21 protein-coding genes and 1 pseudogene are annotated in these 21,663 nt (G+C 72.0%); 7 read left to right on the plus strand and 15 right to left on the minus strand.

Going from position 1 to position 21,663, the window contains the following annotated elements:
* Positions 1 to 3: 3 nt before the first annotated feature.
* Positions 4 to 1,158: an adenosine deaminase gene (locus J7E93_RS14630; RefSeq protein WP_215069340.1), complete on the plus strand. Its 1,155-nt coding sequence runs from the start codon at positions 4 to 6 to the stop codon at positions 1,156 to 1,158.
* A gap of 160 nt (positions 1,159 to 1,318) precedes the next feature.
* Complete coding sequence (locus J7E93_RS14635; protein WP_215069342.1) at positions 1,319 to 1,663, plus strand: hypothetical protein; 345 nt, start codon at positions 1,319 to 1,321, stop codon at positions 1,661 to 1,663.
* A gap of 78 nt (positions 1,664 to 1,741) precedes the next feature.
* Here the strand turns inward: J7E93_RS14635 and J7E93_RS14640 are convergent, their stop codons facing one another.
* The 5 genes from J7E93_RS14640 to afsQ1 all read right to left on the minus strand — a co-directional run bounded on the left by J7E93_RS14640 (position 1,742) and on the right by afsQ1 (position 5,487).
* A complete protein-coding gene (locus tag J7E93_RS14640; protein ID WP_215069344.1) occupies positions 1,742 to 1,942 on the minus strand; it encodes a PspC domain-containing protein in 201 nt (66 codons plus the stop codon).
* Between the two features lie 92 nt (positions 1,943 to 2,034).
* The gene (locus J7E93_RS14645) at positions 2,035 to 2,616 is read right to left on the minus strand and encodes a VanZ family protein (protein WP_215069346.1); all 582 of its coding nucleotides are present in this window, start codon (positions 2,614 to 2,616) and stop codon (positions 2,035 to 2,037) included.
* 59 nt (positions 2,617 to 2,675) lie between these two features.
* Positions 2,676 to 3,314, minus strand: coding sequence for a hypothetical protein (locus tag J7E93_RS14650; RefSeq protein ID WP_308368592.1), 639 nt, complete (start codon positions 3,312 to 3,314; stop codon positions 2,676 to 2,678).
* The gene (locus J7E93_RS14655; RefSeq protein ID WP_215069348.1) at positions 3,311 to 4,801 is read right to left on the minus strand and encodes a HAMP domain-containing sensor histidine kinase; all 1,491 of its coding nucleotides are present in this window, start codon (positions 4,799 to 4,801) and stop codon (positions 3,311 to 3,313) included. Before J7E93_RS14655 ends, J7E93_RS14650 begins: the two co-directional genes overlap by 4 nt.
* Before the next feature lie 8 nt (positions 4,802 to 4,809).
* Positions 4,810 to 5,487, minus strand: coding sequence for a two-component system response regulator AfsQ1 (gene afsQ1, locus J7E93_RS14660; protein ID WP_189600923.1), 678 nt, complete (start codon positions 5,485 to 5,487; stop codon positions 4,810 to 4,812).
* A gap of 159 nt (positions 5,488 to 5,646) precedes the next feature.
* Between afsQ1 and J7E93_RS14665 the strand changes: the two genes are divergently transcribed.
* Positions 5,647 to 6,384 carry a SigE family RNA polymerase sigma factor gene (locus tag J7E93_RS14665; protein ID WP_215069350.1) on the plus strand — a complete coding sequence of 246 codons (738 nt, stop codon included), beginning with the start codon at positions 5,647 to 5,649 and terminating at the stop codon, positions 6,382 to 6,384.
* Positions 6,385 to 6,482: 98 nt separating this feature from the next.
* On the opposite strand, the gene J7E93_RS14670 is transcribed toward J7E93_RS14665, so the two are convergent.
* Positions 6,483 to 7,115: an ATP-binding protein gene (locus tag J7E93_RS14670; RefSeq protein ID WP_308368594.1), complete on the minus strand. Its 633-nt coding sequence runs from the start codon at positions 7,113 to 7,115 to the stop codon at positions 6,483 to 6,485.
* A gap of 119 nt (positions 7,116 to 7,234) precedes the next feature.
* Between J7E93_RS14670 and J7E93_RS14675 the strand changes: the two genes are divergently transcribed.
* Complete coding sequence (locus J7E93_RS14675; protein WP_215069354.1) at positions 7,235 to 7,651, plus strand: hypothetical protein; 417 nt, start codon at positions 7,235 to 7,237, stop codon at positions 7,649 to 7,651.
* Between the two features lie 113 nt (positions 7,652 to 7,764).
* Here J7E93_RS14675 and J7E93_RS14680 read toward each other — a convergent pair whose 3' ends face one another.
* Genes J7E93_RS14680 through deoC form a run of 3 tightly spaced genes read right to left on the minus strand, consistent with a single transcriptional unit; the run spans position 7,765 to position 11,043 of the window.
* A complete protein-coding gene (locus tag J7E93_RS14680) occupies positions 7,765 to 8,649 on the minus strand; it encodes an aldehyde dehydrogenase (RefSeq protein WP_215069356.1) in 885 nt (294 codons plus the stop codon).
* Positions 8,642 to 10,078, minus strand: a complete 1,437-nt coding sequence (locus J7E93_RS14685) for an aldehyde dehydrogenase family protein (RefSeq protein WP_215069358.1) — start codon at positions 10,076 to 10,078, stop codon at positions 8,642 to 8,644. Before J7E93_RS14685 ends, J7E93_RS14680 begins: the two co-directional genes overlap by 8 nt.
* 5 nt (positions 10,079 to 10,083) lie before the next feature.
* Positions 10,084 to 11,043 (minus strand): deoxyribose-phosphate aldolase, encoded by a 960-nt coding sequence (deoC, locus tag J7E93_RS14690; RefSeq protein WP_215069360.1) that lies wholly within the window; start codon positions 11,041 to 11,043, stop codon positions 10,084 to 10,086.
* Positions 11,044 to 11,244: 201 nt separating this feature from the next.
* Here deoC and J7E93_RS14695 point away from each other — a divergent pair, with 201 nt between their 5' ends.
* Positions 11,245 to 11,877 carry a PH domain-containing protein gene (locus J7E93_RS14695; protein WP_215069362.1) on the plus strand — a complete coding sequence of 211 codons (633 nt, stop codon included), beginning with the start codon at positions 11,245 to 11,247 and terminating at the stop codon, positions 11,875 to 11,877.
* 89 nt (positions 11,878 to 11,966) lie between these two features.
* On the opposite strand, the gene J7E93_RS14700 is transcribed toward J7E93_RS14695, so the two are convergent.
* The 4 genes from J7E93_RS14700 to J7E93_RS14715 all read right to left on the minus strand — a co-directional run bounded on the left by J7E93_RS14700 (position 11,967) and on the right by J7E93_RS14715 (position 16,592).
* Entirely contained in the window at positions 11,967 to 13,190 is a 1,224-nt protein-coding gene (locus J7E93_RS14700; RefSeq protein WP_215069363.1) for a glycosyltransferase family 39 protein, read from the minus strand.
* Between the two features lie 179 nt (positions 13,191 to 13,369).
* Entirely contained in the window at positions 13,370 to 15,028 is a 1,659-nt protein-coding gene (locus tag J7E93_RS14705; RefSeq protein ID WP_215069365.1) for a phospho-sugar mutase, read from the minus strand.
* Between the two features lie 82 nt (positions 15,029 to 15,110).
* Positions 15,111 to 15,914 carry a purine-nucleoside phosphorylase gene (locus J7E93_RS14710; protein WP_215069367.1) on the minus strand — a complete coding sequence of 268 codons (804 nt, stop codon included), beginning with the start codon at positions 15,912 to 15,914 and terminating at the stop codon, positions 15,111 to 15,113.
* A gap of 240 nt (positions 15,915 to 16,154) precedes the next feature.
* Positions 16,155 to 16,592 carry a gamma-glutamylcyclotransferase gene (locus J7E93_RS14715; protein WP_215069369.1) on the minus strand — a complete coding sequence of 146 codons (438 nt, stop codon included), beginning with the start codon at positions 16,590 to 16,592 and terminating at the stop codon, positions 16,155 to 16,157.
* Between the two features lie 206 nt (positions 16,593 to 16,798).
* Between J7E93_RS14715 and J7E93_RS14720 the strand changes: the two genes are divergently transcribed.
* Positions 16,799 to 18,238 (plus strand): NAD(P)H-quinone dehydrogenase, encoded by a 1,440-nt coding sequence (locus J7E93_RS14720; RefSeq protein ID WP_215069371.1) that lies wholly within the window; start codon positions 16,799 to 16,801, stop codon positions 18,236 to 18,238.
* 202 nt (positions 18,239 to 18,440) lie between these two features.
* On the plus strand, positions 18,441 to 19,391 hold the full coding sequence (locus J7E93_RS14725; protein WP_251066562.1) for a DeoR/GlpR family DNA-binding transcription regulator: 951 nt from the start codon (positions 18,441 to 18,443) through the stop codon (positions 19,389 to 19,391).
* Positions 19,392 to 19,404: 13 nt separating this feature from the next.
* Here J7E93_RS14725 and J7E93_RS14730 read toward each other — a convergent pair whose 3' ends face one another.
* Together J7E93_RS14730 and J7E93_RS14735 are read right to left on the minus strand one after the other, a co-directional pair.
* Positions 19,405 to 19,950: a TetR/AcrR family transcriptional regulator gene (locus J7E93_RS14730; RefSeq protein ID WP_215069375.1), complete on the minus strand. Its 546-nt coding sequence runs from the start codon at positions 19,948 to 19,950 to the stop codon at positions 19,405 to 19,407.
* A 79-nt stretch (positions 19,951 to 20,029) separates the two neighbouring features.
* Positions 20,030 to 21,663 (minus strand): annotated as a pseudogene (locus J7E93_RS14735) (biotin carboxylase N-terminal domain-containing protein); the annotation flags it as partial.

The raw sequence follows: 21,663 nt of genomic DNA on the forward strand, positions 1-21,663 counted from the left end.
AAAATGACGAGCCAGATCCCGAACGTCCCCACCACGGACCAGATCCGCCGCGCCCCGAAGGTGCTCCTGCACGACCACCTCGACGGCGGACTGCGCCCCGGCACGATCATCGACCTCGCCCTCGCCCAGGGCTACGGCGACCTCCCCGAGACCGAGCCCCACAAGCTGGGCCTCTGGTTCCGCGAGGCCGCCGACTCCGGCTCCCTGGAGCGCTATCTGGAGACCTTCGCGCACACCTGCGCCGTCATGCAGACCCGCGAGGCCCTCGTGCGCGTCGCCGCCGAATGCGCCGTGGACCTCGCCGAGGACGGTGTCGTCTACGCCGAGGTGCGCTACGCCCCCGAGCAGCACCTGGAGGCCGGACTCACCCTCGAGGAGGTCGTCGAGGCGGTCAACGAGGGCTTCCGCGAAGGCGAGCGCCAGGCCAGGGCGAACGGCCACCGCATCCGGGTGGGCGCGCTCCTGACGGCGATGCGGCACGCCGCCCGCGCCCTGGAGATCGCCGAACTCGCCAACCGCTACCGCGACTCCGGCGTCGTCGGCTTCGACATCGCGGGCGCCGAGGCCGGCTACCCGCCCACCCGCCACCTCGACGCCTTCGAGTACCTCAAGCGGGAGAACAACCACTTCACCATCCACGCCGGCGAGGCCTTCGGGCTGCCGTCCATCTGGCAGGCGCTGCAGTGGTGCGGTGCCGACCGGCTGGGCCACGGAGTGCGCATCATCGACGACATCGAGGTCGCCGACGACGGCTCGGTGAAGCTCGGCCGGCTCGCCGCGTACGTGCGGGACAAGCGCATCCCGCTGGAGATGTGCCCCACCTCCAACCTCCAGACCGGCGCGGCGTCCTCCATCGCCGAGCACCCCATCGGTCTGCTCCGCCGGCTCCATTTCCGGACCACCGTCAACACCGACAACCGGCTCATGAGCGGCACGAGCATGAGCCGGGAATTCGAGCTGCTGACCGAGGCATTCGATTACACGCTCGATGACATGGCGTGGTTCACCGTCAATGCGATGAAATCAGCGTTCATTCCTTTCGACGAACGCCTCGCGATGATCAACGACGTCATCAAGCCCGGATACGCCGAGCTGAAGTCCGAATGGCTGTTCAAGCAGACCGCCACGACCAGCGAGTCTTCCCGGACGACGGACTGACGGGACGTTTCGGCGAGGGGCCGACGCGGCCGGGAGTGCGCACCCGGCCGCATTTCGGTGTTTGCGGGAGCGTCGCGTGATGGCTAGTTTGCAAAGCCGCTCTGCATTTCCGCACTCCCCTGCTTTCCCGAGCTCCAAGACCCCCAAGGGTGATTTTCTGATGAAGCAGTCTGCCGCCAAGACGCTCGGTGTCGCCGCTCTCGGTGCCGCTTTCGCCGCTGCCGCCGCCGGCACGGCCTCCGCCGCCCCGATCGCGCCCGCCACCCCGGACGCGCTCGGCCTGGTCACCCAGACCCTGCCGCTGGGTGACGGCCTCACCGAGCTCCCCCCCGGCGCCGCGGAGTCCCTCGGCGCCGGGCAGAGCGGCCTCGGAATGGGCGTCGACCAGGTCGGCGAGCGCGTCCAGAGCCTCCCGCTCGACAGCGCCACGGCCCCGCTCGGCGGCCCGCTCGGCCAGGCCACCGGCCTCCTCGGCGGCCTGCCGCTGGGCGGCCTCGGCCTCTGAGCCTCCGTACGGTCCCGTACGGCACGAGGGCGCCCACCCCGGGCAGGGGTGGGCGCCCTCGCGCGTGTCCGCGGCGGACTACCAGGCCGCGCTCGCCGGCTTCTCGGCCGGCAGCAGCAGCCACAGCGCCAGATACAGCAGGATCTGCGGACCGGGCAGCAGGCAGGAGACGAGGAAGACGACCCGCATGGTGGTGGCCGAGGTGCCGAAGCGCCGTGCCAGCGCTGCGCACACTCCGCCGATCATGCGTCCGTCACGGGGGCGGGCAAGTGCGGCCATGGTGGGCTCCTTCGGAAGAGGTGTCCCGAGAGCCGTTCCTCCGGGCTCCCGATGACTCCATACTCGCCCGGGGCGGGGGACAAAGCGTCGGTCTACGGGGCGATCCCGACCCTGGGAATCGTCGGGGTGGCCCCCTGAGAACCCTCGTCCCGCAGCAGGGCGGAACCCCGGCCCCTCCTGGTCCCCGAGGAGGACCGGCCCGTCCCCGCGTCCCTCCCGCGGCGCAGCCGCGCCCGCCCCGCGGGCACCACGAGCAGATGGGCCAGCGCGACCCCGGCGGTGTTCAGGAGGAGCGAGTCCACGTCCACGACCTGGCCGGGCACGGCGGTCTGCAGGAGTTCCACGGCGAGCGACACCAGCGCCCCGGCCGCGACGGTACGGGCCAGCGACGCCCACGGCGACACGTACAGCCGCCCGTCGGCCATCGGCAGCAGGACGCCGAGCGGAGCGAGGAGCAGCAGCCCCTCGCCGATCCGCCGGGCCGCCTCGGCCGGGCCGAGCGCCAGATCCGCCTTGATCCCGGCCAGTGGGGTCAGGTTCGGCGCCGTCACCCAGGCCACGTCGAGTGGGCGGAGCGTCACCCAGGCGACGAGGAGCAGATGCGCGAGGAGGAGGGCGAACCCCGCCACGCGGACGACCACGGCGGCACTGCCGCCCGAACCTTGACGCTGCACGCCCCCCAAGACGCGCACCGAGCCGGAATCGGTTCCGCCGCCTTTCACGACAGTCCGGCTCAGGAGGCCGAAGGCTTCGGAGCGGCCTTCGGGGCGGCCTTAGGAGCGGCCTCCGCGGGGACGGCCGCGTCGGGCCGCTGCCTCACCTCGGTGGTGCACCGGTAGCGGCGGGGCGGATAGCCGCCCGGACCGCCGAGCACCACTGAGTCGTCCCCCGCGCCGACCGAGCTCTCCGCGAAGGTGCAGACGATCTGCGACAGCGCGGTCGCCGTCAGATCCTCCGGCTGCCTGCTCAGCCGCAGCGTGTCCGCCGGGTCGCCCCCGCGTCCGCCGAGCACGCTCAGCGGGCCCTTGACGGCCGTGGAGAAACCGGCCCGCTGCTCGCTCTCCGACGGCTCGCTCTGCAACTGCGCGAGCAGGGCCGACGCGGTCCGCACCGGATCCCCGTTCGCCTTCTCCTCCTGCAGCGGCGAGCGGCGGTCCACCGCGTCCAACTGCGAACCGCAGACCAGGAACACCCGGACCGCGATCCCCGTCGTCCGGGTGGCGACCTCCTCGCCGGAGACGTCGCACGGCACCCGCGAAGGGGCCGGTCCCGCGTCCACGGGCACCGATGTCGTCCGGATCCCGCATCCCGAGGCGAGCGCGGCCACCACCAGGGCCGCCGCCATCACTCCCGTACGGTGAAGTCGGCTCAACTCTCCTCCACCTCGCCCTGCTCGCCGTCCTCCGTGGCCTCGGCGTCCTGCGGCAGCCGCAGCACGAACACCGCGCCGTCGCCGTCGGGCGAGTTCGCGGCGGTGATCGAACCGCCGTGGATCAGCGCGTTCTCCATGGCGATCGACAGACCCAGACCGCTGCCCTCCGACCGGGGCCGGGACGCGCTCGCCTTGTAGAACCGGTCGAAGACGTGCGGCAGGACCTCCTCCGGGATACCGGGACCGTGGTCGCGCACCTCGATCACCAGCTCCTGGCCTTCCGTACGGATGGCCACCCGCACCGGCGAACCGCCGTGCTTGAGCGCGTTGCCGATCAGGTTCGCCAGGATCACGTCGAGGCGGCGCGGGTCCAGCCGCGCCATGATCCCGCGCTCGGCGTCCAGTTCCACCGCGTCCAGCCAGGCCCGCGCGTCGATGCACGCGGTGACCTGGTCGGCGACGTCGACGTCGTCGAGGACGAGCCGTGCGGTGCCCGCGTCGAACCGGGTCACCTCCATCAGGTTCTCCACCAGGTCGTTCAGGCGCCGCGTCTCGCTCACCACGAGCGCCACGGCCGGCGCGATCATCGGGTCGAGGGAGTCCTGCTCGTCCTCCAGGACCTCCGTCACGGCCGTCAGCGCGGTCAGCGGCGTGCGCAGCTCGTGGGACATGTCGGCGACGAAACGCCGGCTGGACTCCTCCCGCGCGCTCATGTCCGCGACCTTCTTCTGCAGGGACTCGGCGGCGCTGTTGAACGTCCGTGACAGTTCGGCCAGTTCGTCGGTGCCGGAGACCCGCAGCCGGGTGTCGAGCTTCCCCTCGCCGAGCTGCCGGGCCGCCTCGCCGAGCCGGTGCACCGGCCGCAGGACGGTCGTGGCGGCGGCCTGCGCGAGCAGCGCGGAGCCGACGAGCGCGAGCGCCGTCGCGATCCCCAAGGACCAGGCGAGCGAGTTCAGATCAGCGCGCTCGGCCTCCAGTGACTTGAACATGTATCCGGTCGGACCGCCGCCGTCGATCTTCGTCCCGCCGACCAGATACGGCGTCCTGCCGCGTTGCGTCCGCTGCCAGAACAGGTGGTACGGATGGGCGTTGGTCTCCGTGACGGCCCGCTCGGTCTCCACCTGCTCCTGCAGCGCGCGCGGCACGTCCGCCAGCGTGAAGGTGTCCGGGTTGGAGGCTCCGATGATCGGCTTGCCCTCGTCCCGCTCCCCGAGCAGCAGCACGCTGTACCCGGCGCTGCCGCTCGCCATCTGCTCGGCGGTGCGCCGCAGATCCTCCTCGGTGGGGCGCAGCGGCAGGGTCGCGGCCCGGTTCTGCATCTCCTGCCGGAAGTCGCCCAGCGCCCCGTCCTGGGTCCGGGTGAGGACCGCCTCACGGTTCAGCCAGTACGCGATCCCGGAGGCCGACACGGCGGCGGTGAGCGCGACCAGGGCGAAGACGACGACCAGTCGCAGCCGCAGGCTGGTGAAGCGCAGCCCGGCGAACATCCCTCTTCTCACGCAGGGACGTCCAGCCGGTAGCCGACTCCGCGCACGGTACGGATCAGGGTGGGCGAGGACGGCACGTCCTCCACCTTGGCGCGCAGCCGCTGGACACAGGCGTCCACCAGACGCGAGTCGCCCAGGTAGTCGTGCTCCCACACCAGGCGCAGCAACTGCTGACGCGACAGCGCCTGTCCGGGGCGCCGGCTGAGCTCCAGGAGCAGCCGCAGCTCGGTCGGTGTGAGCTGCAGGTCCTCACCGTTCTTCGTCACCGTCATCGCCGAACGGTCGATGACGAGCGAGCCGAAGGTCGCCGAGTCCGTGGACTCCCGCTCGCCGCGCCGCAGCACGGCCCGGATCCGCGCGTCGAGGACCCGCCCCTGGACGGGCTTGACCACGTAGTCGTCCGCCCCCGACTCCAGGCCGACGACCACGTCGATGTCGTCGCTGCGCGCGGTCAGCAGGATGATCGGCAGCTGGTCGGTGCGCCGGATGCGCCGGCACACCTCGAAGCCGTCGATCCCGGGCAGCATCACGTCCAGCACGACCAGGTCGGGGCGCTGCTCGCGGAGCAGCTGCAGGCCGTCCTCGCCCGTCGCCGCGGTGGCCACTCGGTGGCCCTGGCGAGACAGGGAGAGCTCGAGGGCCGTGCGGATGGCGTCGTCGTCCTCGATCAGCAACAGGAAAGGCACGGCGCCATTCTGTCCCATGCGGCCACCGGAGATCGACTGGACGGCCGCACCCGCCCCTGTGACACGGCTGTGACAGTCGGCGGACACCGCGATGAAGTGGGCGGGGCAAGCTTCTTGGCACACGGACCGAAGCAGACTCCAACCGACGGGGGGCGCGAGATGAACGCACTGCACAGCACCAACTCGAGCGCAGTAGTCACGCGTCTCCACGACGTCGTACGGAGCGCGGAGAAGTCCGGCGCGGTGAACGGGCGGGGGTGCGTTCGCAGCGTCGGGCGTCAGCACAAGGCGCCGTACATGGTCGCTGTGGCTGACGGGGGAGCGGCGTACGGGGAGGTCACGGGGGAGCGGCAGTCGCGGCCGGAGACGGGGGACGCCGAAGCGGCGTTCACCGCCTACGTCCAGGAGCGCCGCGCCTCCCTGTACGCCACCGCCTACCACCTCACCGGCGACCGCTTCGAGGCCGAGGACCTGCTCCAGAGCGCGCTGTTCTCGACGTACCGCGCCTGGGACAGGATCAGCGACAAGGCAGCGGTCGGCGGCTACCTGCGCCGCACCATGACGAACCTGCACATCAGCGCCTGGCGCCGGCGGAAGCTCAACGAGTACCCGACGGAGGAACTGCCGGAGACGGCGGGCGACACGGACGCGATGCGCGGGACCGAGCTGCGGGCCGTGCTGTGGCAGGCGCTGGCCCGCCTGCCCGAGCTCCAGCGCACGATGCTGGTGCTGCGCTACTACGAGGGCCGTACGGATCCGGAGATCGCGGAGATCCTGGACATCAGTGTCGGCACGGTGAAGTCGAGCATCTGGCGCTCCCTGCGCCGGATGCGTGAGGACGATGTCCTGAGCTTCGGCCGTGACGAGGAGGAGTCCTTCGGCGAGCTGGTGGCCTGAAGGTACGGGGGAAAGCACGGGGGACGTACGGGGTTACGGGGGAACAGGCGCGGGTCGGACAAGCCGGGGGGGCTTGTACGGCCCGCGTTTGGCGTCCGTCAGGAACGGACCGCCGGGGCGCGATGGCGGCCCGCCGCCGCGGCGGCGAGGCGGCCCAGGGCCTCGTCCTTGGCGCAGGGGTGGGCGCCGAGGGACGCGTGGCGGGCGACGATGGAGCGCTCGGCGCGCATCAGGCGCCAGCCGCGGCGGAGCAGGAACGGGACCGACTTGCGGCCCTCCCGCAGATCGCGCAGGAGCCGGCGGCGGAACGTCGTCGAGGGGCGGCCCCGCAGGCACAGCGCGTCGGCGAGCACGCCGAGCTCCTGGCAGCGCTCCACGATGTCCGCGGCGAAGATGCCCTCCGCGACGAACAGCGGCGTCCGCTCGATGTCCAGCCGCTCGCGGCCGACGCGCGCGCTGGTGGCGATGTCGTACACGGGGACGTCCGTCCGGCCCGTGCGGCACAGTTCGACGATCGCCGCGACGGCGGCGTCGGCGTCCCAGGACAGCGGCGAGTCCCAGTCGATGTCGGCGCTGCCCGCCACCAGCGGGAGCGTCGGGTCGTCGCTCTCCTTGTAGAAGTCGTCGAGCCGCAGGACCGGGAGGCCGGTGATGGCGGCGAGGGACGACTTGCCGGAGCCGGAGGGGCCCGCGAGCAGGACGACACGTGTCGGGATCGGTTGGGAACTCACGGGACACCAGTGTGAAGCATTCCCCCGTGCAGGGGACCCCGGGGGAAGGGGTTGGTATCGAGCGTCACACCTCAACTACGCTCGGTGCCGCCCCCGTCACCGAAGGTCGAAGGACTCCCATGGCGCGTCACGCACAACCCAGGACCCCCCGCCGCAGCGCGCTGCTGAAGGCCGGGCTGACCGCGACGGCGGCGGGGGCCGCGGTGTTCGGCCTGGGCTCCGCGGCGGCCCCGGCGGCCCCGGCGGTCCCGGCACCGCTGCCTGCGCCGGTGAGCACGCTCGCCGGCAGCGACGCGGTCGAGGCCGGACAGGGCCTGGTCGACGGCGCCGGTCACAGCGTGGGCCCGCTGACGCGACTCCACCTCGACCCGCCGGCGGACACCGGGGTCGGCCCGCTCGACAAGGGCATGGACAGCCGGGTTGCCGAGGGCCAGCAGGTGGGCGCGGACCTGGTGAAGGACCACGCCACGAAGGGCGGGATCCTGGCCGATCTGCCCATGGCCGGTCCGCTGTCGCAGGGCCTTCTTCCTGCCTAGGGGTCTCTTGCCCGATCCGCGAGACACCCCCTGGCCGGGCTGTGGAACGCGGCCGAGACGGCGACGGCCCCCGGTTCCTCCCCGGGGGCCGTCGCTCTGATGGCTCGTAGGGGCTAGTACGCCGAGCCGGACGCGCCCAGCGAACCCGTCGGGTGCCAGACCGTCTTGGTCTCCAGGAAGGCCGTCAGGCGGTCCGTGCCGGGGGACTCCGCGAAGTCCTCCGCGCGGGGGCGCAGGACACGCTTGAGGTTGTCCGCCGCCGCGATCTCCAGCTCGCGCGCGAGATCCGTGTCCGCGCCCGTCAGGTCGATCGCGTTGACGTCCTGGTGGGCCGCGAGGTGCGGGCCCATCTCCGACGCCTTGCCGGACAGGATGTTGACGACACCGCCCGGCAGGTCGGAGGTGGCGAGCACCTCGCCCAGGGACAGGGCGGGCAGCGGCGCCTTCTCGCTCGCGATCACCACGGCCGTGTTGCCCGTCGCGATCACCGGGGCGATCACCGACACCAGGCCGAGGAACGACGACTCCTGGGGCGCCACGACCGTCACGACACCGGTCGGTTCCGGGGTGGAGAGGTTGAAGAACGGGCCCGCGACCGGGTTCGCGCCACCCACGATCTGGGCGATCTTGTCCGTCCAGCCGGCGTACCAGACCCAGCGGTCGATCGCCGCGTCCACGACCACCGCGGCCTTGGACTTCGACAGGCCCTCCGCCTCCGCCACCTCGGCGACGAACTGGTCCCGGCGGCCCTCCAGCATCTCCGCGACGCGGTAGAGGATCTGGCCCCGGTTGTACGCCGTCGCGCCCGACCAGCCGCCGAACGCCTTGCGCGCGGCGACGACCGCGTCACGGGCGTCCTTGCGGGAGGAGAGCGGCGCGTTCGCCAGCCACTTGCCCTTGGAGTCGGTCACTTCGTACACCCGGCCGCTTTCGGAACGCGGGAACTTCCCGCCCACGTACAGCTTGTAGGTCTTGAAGACCGAGAGTCGATCAGACATCGAGGTAAGCCTCCAGGCCGTGGCGACCGCCCTCGCGGCCGAAGCCCGACTCCTTGTAACCGCCGAAGGGCGAGGTCGGGTCGAACTTGTTGAACGTGTTGGCCCAGACGACACCCGCCCGGAGCTTGTTGGCCACGGCCAGGATCCGCGAGCCCTTCTCCGTCCAGATGCCCGCCGACAGGCCGTACTGGCTGTTGTTGGCCTTGGCGACCGCCTCGTCCGGGGTACGGAAGGTCAGCACGGACAGGACCGGGCCGAAGATCTCGTCGCGGGCGATGGTGTGCGCCTGGGTGACGTTGGTGAAGAGCGTCGGCGCGAACCAGTAGCCGGCCGAGGGCAGCTCGCACGCCGGGGACCAGCGCTCGGCGCCCTCCGCCTCGCCCTTGTCCACCAGTGCGGTGATACGGGAGAGCTGCTCGGCCGAGTTGATGGCGCCGATGTCGGTGTTCTTGTCCAGCGGGTCGCCGAGGCGGAGGGTCGAGAGCCTCCGCTTCAGGCTGTCGAGCAGCTCGTCCTGGATCGACTCCTGGACCAGCAGGCGGGAGCCCGCGCAGCAGACCTGGCCCTGGTTGAAGAAGATGCCGGTGACGATGCCCTCGACGGCCTGGTCGATGGGCGCGTCGTCGAAGACGATGTTGGCGCCCTTGCCGCCCAGTTCGAGGGTGAGCTTCTTGTCCGTGCCGGCGACCGAGCGCGCGATGGACTTGCCGACGGCGGTGGAGCCGGTGAAGGCCACCTTGTTGACGTCCGGGTGCTCGACGAGCGCGGCGCCGGTGTCCCCGTAACCGGGGAGGATGTTGACGACACCCCTGGGCAGCCCGGCCTGGCGGCAGATGTCCGCGAAGAACAGGGCGGAGAGCGGGGTGGTCTCGGCGGGCTTCAGGACGACCGTGTTGCCGGTCGCGAGCGCCGGGGCGATCTTCCACGCCAGCATCAGCAGCGGGAAGTTCCACGGGATGACCTGGCCGGCCACGCCCAGCGGGCGCGGGTTCGCGCCGTAGCCGGCGTGGTCGAGCTTGTCGGCCCAGCCCGCGTAGTAGAAGAAGTGCGCGGCGACCAGGGGGAGGTCCGCGTCGCGGGTCTCCTTGATCGGCTTGCCGTTGTCCAGGGTCTCCAGGACGGCCAGCTCGCGGCTGCGCTCCTGGATGATCCGGGCGATGCGGAAGAGGTACTTGGCGCGCTCGGAACCGGGCAGCGCCGACCACTTCTCGAACGCCTTCCGCGCCGCCTTCACCGCGCGGTCGACGTCCTCGGCGCCGGCCTGGGCGACCTCGGCGAGGACTTCCTCGGTGGCGGGGGAGACGGTCTTGAAGACCTTGCCGTCGGCCGCCTCGACGAACTCGCCGTCGATGAACAGGCCGTACGACGGGGCGATGTCGACGACGGACCGCGACTCGGGCGCGGGAGCGTACTCGAATGCAGATGCCATGATGATCAGTCCACCGTCACGTAATCGGGGCCGGAGTAACGGCCGGTCGCCAGCTTCTGACGCTGCATCAGCAGGTCGTTGAGCAGGCTGGAGGCACCGAAGCGGAACCAGTGGTTGTCCAGCCAGTCCTCGCCGACGGTCTCGTTGACCAGGACCAGGAACTTGATGGCTTCCTTGGTGTTGCGGATGCCGCCGGCCGGCTTCACGCCGATCTGGACACCGGTCTGCGCGCGGAAGTCGCGCACGGCCTCCAGCATCAGCAGCGTGTTGGCCGGGGTGGCGTTGACCGCGACCTTGCCGGTCGAGGTCTTGATGAAGTCCGCGCCGGCCATCATGCCGAGCCAGGAGGCGCGGCGGATGTTGTCGTACGTGGAGAGCTCGCCGGTCTCGAAGATGACCTTGAGGCGGGCCCTGTCGCCGCACTCCGCCTTGACCGCGGAGATCTGCTCGAAGACCTCCAGGTAGTGGCCGGCGAGGAAGGCGCCACGGTCGATGACCATGTCGATCTCGTCGGCGCCGGCGGCGATCGCGTCACGGGTGTCCGCGAGCTTCACGGGGAGCGCGGCGCGCCCGGCCGGGAAGGCGGTGGCGACGGAGGCGACCTTGACGTCGGAGCCCGCGACGGCGGCCTTGGCGGTGGCCACCATGTCGGGGTAGACGCAGACCGCGGCGGTCGTCGGGGTCGTACGGTCGGTCGGATCGGGGTTGACGGCCTTGGCGGCGAGCGCCCGGACCTTGCCCGGGGTGTCCGCTCCCTCGAGCGTCGTCAGGTCGATCATGGAGATGGCCAGGTCGATGGCGTACGCCTTGGCCGTGGTCTTGATCGAGCGGGTGCCGAGGGACGCGGCGCGTGCTTCCAGGCCCACGGCGTCGACGCCGGGCAGCCCGTGGAGGAAGCGGCGCAGCGCACCGTCGGACGCGGTCACGTCGGCGAATGCAGGTGCTGCGGATGCAGTGGTGGGCATGGTCACCAGTCGAGCATATCTACGCGCGTAGCGACCTGTACAGTCCCGCGATCCCGGACACCTCGACGTGACCGCTTTCACGGCCGCCGTGCGGCGGCGAGCTGGTCGACGGCCACCGCCCCGACAACATCGTTCTCTACGCCGACATGGTCACCCGAGCCGCCTGAGCCGCGCCCGGGCCGCTGAGGCAGAATCGGCGGTATGACGAGCCCCCAGCCGCCCTCCGAGCCCGCGTACGCCGACCGTGTCTTCCGTTCGCCCCTCGGGATCGCGGGCGGTGTCCTGCTGATCGCCCTCGCCGTCTGGTTCTGCGGCGACGCGATGGTCCGGGGCGAGGGCCGCACGCCGTGGGTGGCCCTGGCGGCCCTGCTGTTCGTGGTGCCGCTCGTCGTGGCGTTCACGATCCGGCCCGCGGTGTACGCGAACGACGACCGGATCAAGATCCGCAACCCCTTCCGCAACATCACCCTGCCCTGGGCGGCGGTCGCCGACGTCCGCGCCGGGTACTCCAGCGAGGTCCTCACCCGCGAGGGGACCAAGTACCAGCTCTGGGCCGTCCCCGTCTCCCTGCGCCAGCGCAAGCGGGCGGCCCGGCGCCAGACGCGCGCGGCCCAGGACGACCCGCACGGCCGCACCTCCGTCCACGTGGACGTGAACGACCCGTCCCGCCTCGCCCCGGCCGACCAGACGGTCACCGACCTCCGCGACCTGGCCGAGCGCCGCGCGGCGGAGCCGGGGGCCCAGGGCGAGCCGCGGGTGCGGTGGGCCTACGAGATCATCGCCCCGGCGGTGGCGGGGCTCGTCCTGCTGGTGATCATGCTGGCCACCCGCTGACCGGCCGGGCCGGGACACTCCCGGCTCACGGTGGGCCGCGGGCCGGGACGACTGCCGGTCCACAGCCGTGGGCCGGGACGACTGCCGGCTCACGGCGGGCCCTGCCAGACCAGGAGCATGTGACCGCCCAGCCAGGCCGAGGAAAGCGCCGCCCCGGCGAGCACCAGGACCGCCACGGGCCGGCGGGCCCGGCAGAGCGCGAGCGCCGGGGGCAGCAGCAGGGGGAAGCCGGGCAGCAGGAAGCGGGCGCGAGGGAAGTAGACACCGCCGCTGCCGAGGACGACCAGGAGCAGCACCCCCGAGAAGACCAGCAGGGGCAGCGGCTGGCGGTCGGCCAGACAGAGCGTGAACAGCCCCGCCGAGACGATCAGCACCAGCGAGACCATGACCAGGAACAGCTTCGGATCCTCGGCGTAGACCAGATGGGCACGCAGCTTCCGCAGGGTGACCGCGCCGCCGTCCCACTCGTTGCCCCACGCCTTCTGGATGGCGAAGTAGCCGTCCCAGCGGTCAAGCCGCAGCCCCACCCAGCCGACGTAGCCCAGCCAGCCCAGCGGGGCGATGAGAGCGGCGGCCACGGCCGGCCGGCTGCCGCGCCGGGCGGCGAGCAGCCCGGCGACGGTCACCGCCGCCGCCACCGCGACACCCGTTGGGCGGGTCAGCCCCGCTCCGACGGCGAGGCCGGCCGCCCAGGCCCAGCGCTTGTCCAGGACCGTGTACAGCGCCCAGGCGGCGAGCGCGGTGAACAGCGACTCCGTGTAGCCCATCCACTGGACGGCGGCGACCGGCAGCGAGCCCCACAGCACCGCGAGGACCGTCCCCGCCCGGCGCCCGTGCAGCCGGTCGCCGATCGCGAAGACGCCCCAGGCGGCGATCAGTGAGCAGAGCACCGCGAGCACCAGGCCGACGGAGGCGCGCGAGCCCGGGGTGACGGCCGCGACCGCTTTGACGAGGGCCGGGTAGAGCGGGAAGAACGCCAGGTTGCGGGGGCCGGCGGGCCCGCCGGGCGCGTCGGCACCGAAGTCCGGCCCGCCGTCGAGGCCCGGCTCGTAGCCGTACCCGGCGTCGGCGATCCCCAGGTACCAGCGGGAGTCCCAGTCGGTGGCGAGCACGGGCCAGAGGCCGTGGCCCTTGAGGTGCGTCCAGCGGGCCAGGACGGCGAGCGCCAGGAGCCGTACCGCCAGATAGCCGAGGAGGGCGGGGGCCGCGTGCCGCAGCCTGCCGCGCACCCGCTCCGGAAGCCCCTCGCCGCGGGGGGACGGAGGCCGCCGCGAAGCGGGAACGGTCGGTCGGGCGGTCAGGACCGGGGGCACGGGGGCGGCTCCAGTGTGCGGCGGGATACCGGGTCACCCTGGCGTGGGCCACCTGATCGCGGGACGCGTGTTGCATCCGTTGCCGTACGGAATTCACCCGTTAGGGAAAGCGGCGAGGGGCCCGTACGGAAACGATTCCGTACGGGCCCCTCGACAGGCCGCTCGGGCGGCCGGGTGGTTCAGAGACCGGCCGCCGCCGACAGGTCCCGCTTGATCGCGGCGAGGATCTCGGCGCCCTTCGCGCGGGCCGTCGACAGCTCGCTCGCGTCGGCGACCGGGACGACGACCTCCAGGTAGCACTTGAGCTTGGGCTCGGTGCCGCTCGGGCGCACGATGACCCGGGCCTTGTGGTCGCCCTCCAGGTAGTAGCGCAGACCGTCCGTCGGGGGCAGCGACTCCGTGCCCTTGGTGAGGTCCTCCGCCGTGGTGACCGTCAGCCCGGCCAGCGAGACCGGCGGACGCTCGCGCAGCGCGCTCATCGCGTTCGCGATGACGCTCAGGTCCTCGACACGCACCGACAGCTGGTCCGTGGCGTGCAGCCCGTGGGCGACCGCCAGGTCGTCGAGGAGGTCCGTCAGCGTACGGTCCTTCTCCTTCAGCTCCGAGGCCAGCTCGGCGACGAGCAGCGCGGCGGTGATGCCGTCCTTGTCGCGGACGCCCTCGGGGTCGACGCAGTAGCCCAGGGCCTCCTCGTAGCCGTACCGCAGACCCTCGACCCGGGCGATCCACTTGAAGCCGGTCAGGGTCTCCTCGTGGCCCACCCCGGCCGCCCCGGCGATCCGGCCGAGCAGCGAGGACGAGACGATCGACTCGGCGAACACGCCCCGGGCCCCCTTGTGGACCAGGTGGGCGGCGAGCAGCGCGCCGACCTCGTCGCCGCGCAGCATCCGCCAGCCGCCCTCGACCGTGCCGTCCGGCACGGCCACCGCGCAGCGGTCGGCGTCCGGGTCGTTGGCGATGACGATGTCGGGGTCCACTGCGCGGGCGGCCTCGAAGGCGAGGTCCATGGCGCCCGGCTCCTCCGGGTTGGGGAAGGCGACCGTGGGGAAGGCCGGGTCCGGCTCGGCCTGCTCGGCGACGAGCGCCGGCGCCGGGAAGCCGGCGCGGGCGAAGGCGGCCGTCAGGACCTCCTTGCCGACGCCGTGCATGGCGGTGTAGACGGTCCGGACGGTGCGCGCGGAGCCGGCGGTCAGGACGGCGTCCGTACGGGCCAGGTAGGCCTCCAGGACCTCGTCGCCGAGGGTCTGCCAGCCTTCCGACGGCCGGGGCACGTCGTTCAGCGAGCGGACCGCGGCGATCTCGGCGGCGATCTCGGCGTCGGCCGGCGGCACGATCTGCGAGCCGTCGCCGAGGTAGACCTTGTAGCCGTTGTCGCGCGGCGGGTTGTGACTGGCGGTGACCTCGACACCGGCGACGGCGCCCAGGTGCCTTATGGCGAACGCGAGGACCGGCGTCGGCAGCGGGCGGGGCAGCAGGGCGGCGCGCAGTCCCGCGCCGGTCATGACGGCGGCGGTGTCGCGCGCGAAGTCGGCCGACTTGTAGCGGGCGTCGTAGCCGATGACGACCAGGCCACCGGCCCGACCCTTGGCCTTGAGATAGGCGGCGAGTCCGGCGGCGGCGCGGATGACGACCGAGCGGTTCATCCGCATCGGCCCGGCGCCCAGCTCGCCGCGCAGCCCGGCCGTACCGAACTGCAGCGTGCCGCTGAACCGGGCCGCGAGCTCGGCGGTCGCGTCGGCGTCATCGGCCTCCAGGAGCGCGGCGAGCTCCTCGCGGGTCTCACTGTCGGGATCCTCGTCGAGCCACGTCCGGGCCCGGGCGATGAGGTCCTGCGTCACGGTGTGTGCCTCTCTGCTGTCGTACGGGTCGGGGTACGGGTACGTCCTCGTACCCGTACCCCGGTGGCGTCGAAAGGCGCCGTCAGATCCGGTCGAGCACCCGGGTGAGCAGCTCGCCCATGCGGGCGGCCGAGTCGCGGCCCGCCTGGAGGACCTCCTCGTGGTTCAGCGGCTCGCCCGAGAGGCCCGCCGCCAGGTTGGTGACGAGGGAGATGCCCAGCACCTCGGCGCCGGCCTCACGGGCCGCGATGGCCTCCAGGACGGTGGACATGCCGACCAGGTCGCCGCCCATGACCCGGACCATGTTGATCTCGGCCGGGGTCTCGTAGTGCGGGCCGGGGAACTGCACGTACACGCCCTCTTCGAGGGTCTCGTCGACCTCCTTGCACAGCGCGCGCAGCCGCGGCGAGTACACGTCGGTGAGGTCCACGAAGTTCGCGCCGACGATCGGGGAGGCGGCGGTGAGGTTGATGTGGTCGCTGATCAGGACCGGCTGGCCGGGGCGCATGCCCTCGCGCAGACCGCCGCAGCCGTTGGTCAGGACGACGGTCTTGCAGCCGGCGGCGACGGCGGTGCGCACACCGTGGGCGACGGAGGCGACGCCCCGGCCCTCGTAGAAGTGGGTGCGGCCCAGGAAGACGAGCGCGCGCTTCTCGCCGATCTTGTACGAGCGGACCTTTCCACCGTGGCCCTCGACGGCCGGCGGCGGGAAACCGGGCAGCTCGGTGACCGGGAACTCGGCCTCCGGAGCACCGAGCGCGTCGACGGCCGGCGCCCAGCCGGAGCCCATGACCAGGGCGACGTCGTGGCTCTCGACTCCGGTCAGCTCGCGCAGACGGGCGGCAGCGGCCTCGGCGGCCTCGTACGGGGTGGCAGTTGCGTTCACTGACTCTCTCGCCTCGGGGAGGGTGGGTCCGAGGGGAGCCCCGGACGGATTTCATACGCGCAGAAGCGTAGCCCGAGATTGCCTACGCGCGTAGATGACGATGCTGACGGACATGCGATCGTTGTCTTGTCGTTTCCGACGAATGGCGTAGCCGGGCCGGTGCGATGTCTTCCGACGGGCGCATACCGGTGCGAGTCGCCGCATGTGCCGTATCCGCGCCGCGGACGGCGTCGGCGGCGGCTAACAGGGCCGCTTGCGCAGCTCCATCACGTAGTCGTGCGGCGCTCCGGCAGACTCGGCCGCGTCCGCGATCTCGCCCAGGTAGCGCGCCGACGGCAGCCCGCCCTCGTAGGCGTTCAGCACGTACAGCCACACCGGCTCCTCGCCGTCCAGGGTGTGCACCCGCACCCGCATCCGGCGGTAGATGTCGAGGCCGACGCCCTCCCAGCGGTCCATCGAGTCCTCGTCCATCGGCGCGATGTCGTACAGCGCGACGAAGACCTGGGAGCGCGGCGCCTCCACGATCGTGGCCAGCGCTCCCTCCCAGCCCATCTGCTCCCCGCCGAAGGTCAGCCGCCAGCCGTTGAGCCAGCCGGTGCCACGCAGCGGAGAGTGCGGGGCGCGGCGGGTCATGAGCCGCGCGTCGAGGTTGCCGGCGTACGCGGCGTAGAGCGACATGGGATCGAGGGTACGGGAGGGGACGGGGTGCACGCGGAAGTACGTGACGGGGGCGGCGGTGGAGGCCGTACCGAGGCCCCGACGAGAACCCGCGCCGCGCGTACGGGACAATGGGGTACGCACTTGAAGCGTGCGGGACAATGGCGTACGCACTGCAGCCCAGCGGGGGACCCCCCGGCAGAACGAGAGCGCGAGGCGTAACCCACGTGACCCGGATCGTGATCATCGGCGGCGGACCCGGCGGATACGAGGCGGCCCTGGTGGGCGCCCAACTCGGCGCGGAGGTGACCGTCGTCGACTGCGACGGCCTCGGCGGCGCGTCCGTCCTGACCGACTGTGTTCCCTCGAAGACCCTCATCGCCACGGCCGAGGTGATGACCACCTTCGACTCCTCGTACGAGGAGCTCGGCATCATCGTGGCCGACGACACCCCGCACGTGGAGCAGGCCGCCCGTGTGGTCGGCGTCGACCTCGGCAAGGTCAACCGACGGGTGAAGCGCCTGGCGCTCGCCCAGTCCCACGACATCACCGCCTCCGTCACCCGGGCCGGCGCGCGCGTGCTGCGCGGCCGCGGCCGGCTGTCCGGCCGGCAGGCCGTCGACGGTTCCCGCCAGGTGATCGTGACCGCCGCGGACGGCTCCGAGGAGGCGCTGACCGCCGACGCGGTGCTGATCGCGACCGGTGGCCACCCGCGCGAGCTGCCGGACGCCCAGCCCGACGGCGAGCGGATCCTGAACTGGACCCAGGTCTACGACCTCAAGGAGCTCCCCGAGGAGCTCATCGTGGTCGGCTCCGGTGTCACCGGCGCCGAGTTCGCCGGCGCCTACCAGGCCCTCGGCTCCCGCGTCACGCTGGTCTCCTCCCGCGACCGGGTGCTCCCGGGCGAGGACCCGGACGCCGCCGCCGTCCTGGAGGACGTCTTCCGCCGCCGCGGCATGAACGTCATGGCCCGCTCCCGCGCCGAGTCCGCCAAGCGGGTCGGCGACCGTGTCGAGGTCACCCTGGCCGACGGCCGGGTCATCTCCGGCACCCACTGCCTGATGGCGGTCGGCGCGATCCCGAACTCCGCCGGAATGGGTCTGGAGGAGGCCGGGGTCCGGCTGAAGGACTCGGGCCACATCTGGACCGACCGGGTCTCGCGGACCTCCGCCCCCGGCGTCTACGCGGCCGGTGACGTCACCGGTGTCTTCGCGCTGGCGTCGGTCGCGGCGATGCAGGGCCGGATCGCGATGTACCACTTCCTCGGCGACGCCGTGGCCCCGCTGAACCTGAAGACGGTCTCCTCCAACGTCTTCACCGACCCGGAGATCGCGACCGTCGGCTACACGCAGGCGGACGTGGACGCGGACAAGATCGACGCCCGGGTGGTCAAGCTGCCGCTGCTGCGCAACCCGCGCGCGAAGATGCAGGGCATCCGGGACGGCTTCGTCAAGATCTTCTGCCGTCCGGGCACCGGGATCGTGGTCGGCGGCTGTGTCGTCGCCCCGAAGGCGAGCGAGCTGATCCACCCGATCTCGATCGCGGTCGACAACAATCTGACGGTCGAACAGATCGCAAACGCTTTCACCGTGTACCCCTCCCTGTCGGGCTCGATCGCCGAAGTGGCACGGCAGTTGCACACCCGAAAGGCCGCGGGCGAGGCGTGACCCGCCCTCCCGCCTGGGAAGATCTGGACAACCCCCGGCAACCAGGGGCATAGAGCGAACAACGACGGGGCCTCCCATATCACTTGGAGGCCCCGTCTGTGCGCATCTTCTGCAATTCGGCCCAGAGTGCTGAAAAGGGTCGGTCGCTCAGGTTACTGTCAGTTTCGTGTTCGCTGCAGAACGTCGTCAGTTGATCCTCGAAATGGTGCGCGCCAACGGGGCCGTGTCGCTCCGTGAGCTCGCCCGCGTCGTCCAGACCTCAGAAGTGACCGTACGGCGAGACGTGCGGGCACTGGAGGCAGAAGGACTCCTCGACCGCCGGCACGGCGGTGCGGTGCTACCGGGCGGGTTCACGCGAGAGTCCGGCTTCCCGCAGAAATCCCATCTCGCGACCGCGGAGAAGACCGCCATCGCCGACGTGGCCGCGAGCCTCGTCGAAGAGGGCGAGGCCATCGTCGTCGGCGCCGGGACGACCACGCAGGAGCTGGCCCGCCGGCTCGCCCGCGTGCCCGGTCTCACCGTGGTCACCAACTCCCTGCTCGTCGCCCAGGCGCTCGCCCACGCCAACCGGGTCGAGGTCGTCATGACCGGCGGCACGCTGCGCGGCTCGAACTACGCGCTGGTGGGCAGCGGGGCCGAGCAGTCCCTCCAGGGGCTCCGGGTCTCCCGTGCCTTCCTCTCGGGCAGCGGTCTGACCGCCGAACGCGGCCTGTCCACGTCCAACATGCTCTCGGCGAGCGTGGACCGGGCACTGGTGCAGGCGGCGGCGGAGGTCGTGGTCCTGGCCGACCACACCAAGCTCGGCACGGACACCATGTTCCAGACGGTGCCCACGGACGTGATCACCCGACTGGTCACCGACGAGCCCCCGGCGCACGACGACCGGGCCGCGACGGAGCTCCAGGCCTTGGCCGACCAGGGTGTCCAGATCGCCGTGGCCGGGACGGGCGCGGGGACCGGGAGCGGCCCGGGGACGGGCGTGGGCGGGGAGGCGGTCCCCCCGGGCGGCCGGCCCCGCCGTGACGTCCCGCTTCCGGGGCAGCGGGCGGCCAGACATCCGGCCGGTCAGTTCCGGGGCCCCGCCGCCTCCCTGGCCGGCGACGCCCTTCCCCCGGAACGCACCGCGCGCGTCGCCGACCTGCGGCGCCGCTGATCCCGGGGGACCCCTACACCTTCAGACCTCGCAGGGTCAGGGAGAGCAGCCGGTCCGCCAAGTCCTCGTCCTGCGGGGACTGTTCCGCGGCGAGCCCGATCGCGTTGGTGAGCTGCATCAGGTCCCGGATCGACACGTCCGTACGGACCGCCCCGGCCTCCTGGGCCCGGGAGAGCAGAACCTCGCCGGCCGCGCGCAACGGCACGCTGCACCGCGCCAGCGCCGAACTCTCGTCGTCCGAGGCCGACATCAGCGCATGCGCGAGCCCGCGGTACTCGCCCGCGTGGGTGATCAGAGCGCGCAGCCACTCGACGAGCGCCCGGCACGGCTCGCTCGCCCCCGCGAGTTCACGGGAGCGCTGGAGGAGGGCGGACAGAGCCTCCTGGAAGACCGCGCTCATCAACGCGTCCCGGTTCGGGAAGTGCCGGTAGAGCGTGCCGATGCCGACGCCCGCGCGACGGGCGACATCCTCCAGCGAGGCGTCCGTGCCGTGCTCGGCGAACGCGGTACGTGCCTCGCTCAGCAGCCGCTCGTGGTTGCGGCGCGCGTCGGCGCGCATGGGACTCCCGTTCCTGTCGACGAAGGGCCCGCAGGCGGTGTGCGCCTGCGGGCCCTTCGTACCGTACCTGTGGTGCTGGTCAGTCCTTGATTTCGCAGATGGGTGCGCCGGAGGTGATGGAGGCGCCGACTTCGGCGGTGAGGCCCTTGATGGTGCCGGCGCGGTGGGCGTTGAGGGGTTGTTCCATCTTCATGGCTTCGAGGACGACGATGAGTTCGCCTTCTTCGACGTGCTGGCCTTCTTCGACGGCGACCTTGACGATGGTGCCCTGCATGGGGGAGGCGAGGGTGTCGCCGGATGCGGTGGGGCCGGACTTCTTCGCGGCGCGTCGCTTGGGCTTGGCGCCGGCGGCGAGTCCGGTGCGGGCCAGGGTCATGCCGAGGCTGGAGGGCAGGGAGACTTCGAGGCGTTTGCCGCCGACCTCGACGACGATGGTCTCGCGGCCGGTCTCGTCCTCGTCGTCCTCGGTGCCGGCGGGGGCGAAGGGCTTGATGTCGTTGACGAACTCGGTCTCGATCCAGCGGGTGTGGACGCGGAACGGGTCGGCGGTGAAGGCGGGGTCGGTGACGACGGCCCGGTGGAAGGGGATGGCGGTGGCCATGCCCTCGACCTTGAACTCGGCGAGCGCGCGGGCGGCGCGCTGGAGGGCCTGTTCGCGGGTGGCGCCGGTGACGATGAGTTTGGCCAGGAGGGAGTCCCAGGCGGGGCCGATGACGGAGCCGGACTCGACGCCGGCGTCGAGGCGGACGCCGGGGCCGGTGGGGGCCTGGAAGGTGGTGACGGTGCCGGGGGCGGGCAGGAAGCCGCGGCCGGGGTCCTCGCCGTTGATGCGGAACTCGAAGGAGTGTCCGCGTACGGCGGGGTCGCCGTAGCCGAGTTCCTCGCCGTCGGCGATGCGGAACATCTCGCGGACCAGGTCGATGCCGGTGACTTCTTCGGTGACGGGGTGTTCGACCTGGAGGCGGGTGTTGACCTCGAGGAAGGAGATGGTGCCGTCGGTGCCGACGAGGAACTCCACCGTGCCGGCGCCGACGTAGCCGGCTTCCTTCAGGATGGCCTTGGACGCGGCGTACAGCTCGGCGTTCTGCTCCTGGGACAGGAACGGTGCGGGGGCTTCCTCGACGAGTTTCTGGTGGCGTCGCTGGAGGGAGCAGTCGCGGGTGGAGACGACGACGACGTTGCCGTGGGTGTCGGCCAGGCACTGGGTCTCGACGTGGCGGGGCCGGTCGAGGTAGCGCTCGACGAAGCATTCGCCGCGGCCGAAGGCGGCCACGGCCTCGCGGACGGCGGAGTCGTACAGCTCGGGGACTTCTTCGAGGGTGCGGGCGACCTTCAGGCCGCGTCCGCCGCCGCCGAAGGCGGCCTTGATCGCGATCGGCAGGCCGTGTTCCCGGGCGAAGGCGACGACCTCCTCGGCCCCGGAGACGGGGTCGGGGGTGCCGGCGACCAGCGGCGCGCCGGCGCGCTGGGCGATGTGGCGGGCGGCGACCTTGTCACCGAGGTCGCGGATGGCCTGCGGCGGCGGGCCGATCCAGGTCAGCCCGGCATCGATCACGGCCTGGGCGAAGTCGGCGTTCTCCGAAAGGAATCCGTAACCGGGGTGGATCGCGTCCGCACCCGAGTCCTTCGCGGCCTGCAGCACCTTGGCCATGTCCAGATAACTGGCGGCCGGGGGGCACCGCCCAGAGCGAACGCCCTGGCGGGCGTTCTGCC

This window comes from Streptomyces sp. ISL-36 (assembly GCF_018614205.1).
Taxonomy (GTDB): domain Bacteria; phylum Actinomycetota; class Actinomycetes; order Streptomycetales; family Streptomycetaceae; genus Streptomyces.

Bases quoted from the DNA above. Each gene is read 5' to 3' on its own strand.
- J7E93_RS14675 (WP_215069354.1), top strand. From the start codon at position 7,235: ATGGCGCGTCACGCACAACCCAGGACCCCCCGCCGCAGCGCGCTGCTG.
- J7E93_RS14655 (WP_215069348.1), bottom strand. From the start codon at position 4,801: ATGTTCGCCGGGCTGCGCTTCACCAGCCTGCGGCTGCGACTGGTCGTC.
- J7E93_RS14680 (WP_215069356.1), bottom strand. From the start codon at position 8,649: ATGTCTGATCGACTCTCGGTCTTCAAGACCTACAAGCTGTACGTGGGC.
- J7E93_RS14685 (WP_215069358.1), bottom strand. From the start codon at position 10,078: ATGGCATCTGCATTCGAGTACGCTCCCGCGCCCGAGTCGCGGTCCGTC.
- J7E93_RS14640 (WP_215069344.1), bottom strand. From the start codon at position 1,942: ATGGCCGCACTTGCCCGCCCCCGTGACGGACGCATGATCGGCGGAGTG.
- J7E93_RS14695 (WP_215069362.1), top strand. From the start codon at position 11,245: ATGACGAGCCCCCAGCCGCCCTCCGAGCCCGCGTACGCCGACCGTGTC.
- J7E93_RS14635 (WP_215069342.1), top strand. From the start codon at position 1,319: ATGAAGCAGTCTGCCGCCAAGACGCTCGGTGTCGCCGCTCTCGGTGCC.
- J7E93_RS14730 (WP_215069375.1), bottom strand. From the start codon at position 19,950: ATGCGCGCCGACGCGCGCCGCAACCACGAGCGGCTGCTGAGCGAGGCA.
- J7E93_RS14630 (WP_215069340.1), top strand. From the start codon at position 4: ATGACGAGCCAGATCCCGAACGTCCCCACCACGGACCAGATCCGCCGC.
- J7E93_RS14665 (WP_215069350.1), top strand. From the start codon at position 5,647: ATGAACGCACTGCACAGCACCAACTCGAGCGCAGTAGTCACGCGTCTC.
- J7E93_RS14725 (WP_251066562.1), top strand. From the start codon at position 18,441: ATGGTGCGCGCCAACGGGGCCGTGTCGCTCCGTGAGCTCGCCCGCGTC.
- J7E93_RS14715 (WP_215069369.1), bottom strand. From the start codon at position 16,592: ATGTCGCTCTACGCCGCGTACGCCGGCAACCTCGACGCGCGGCTCATG.
- deoC (WP_215069360.1), bottom strand. From the start codon at position 11,043: ATGCCCACCACTGCATCCGCAGCACCTGCATTCGCCGACGTGACCGCG.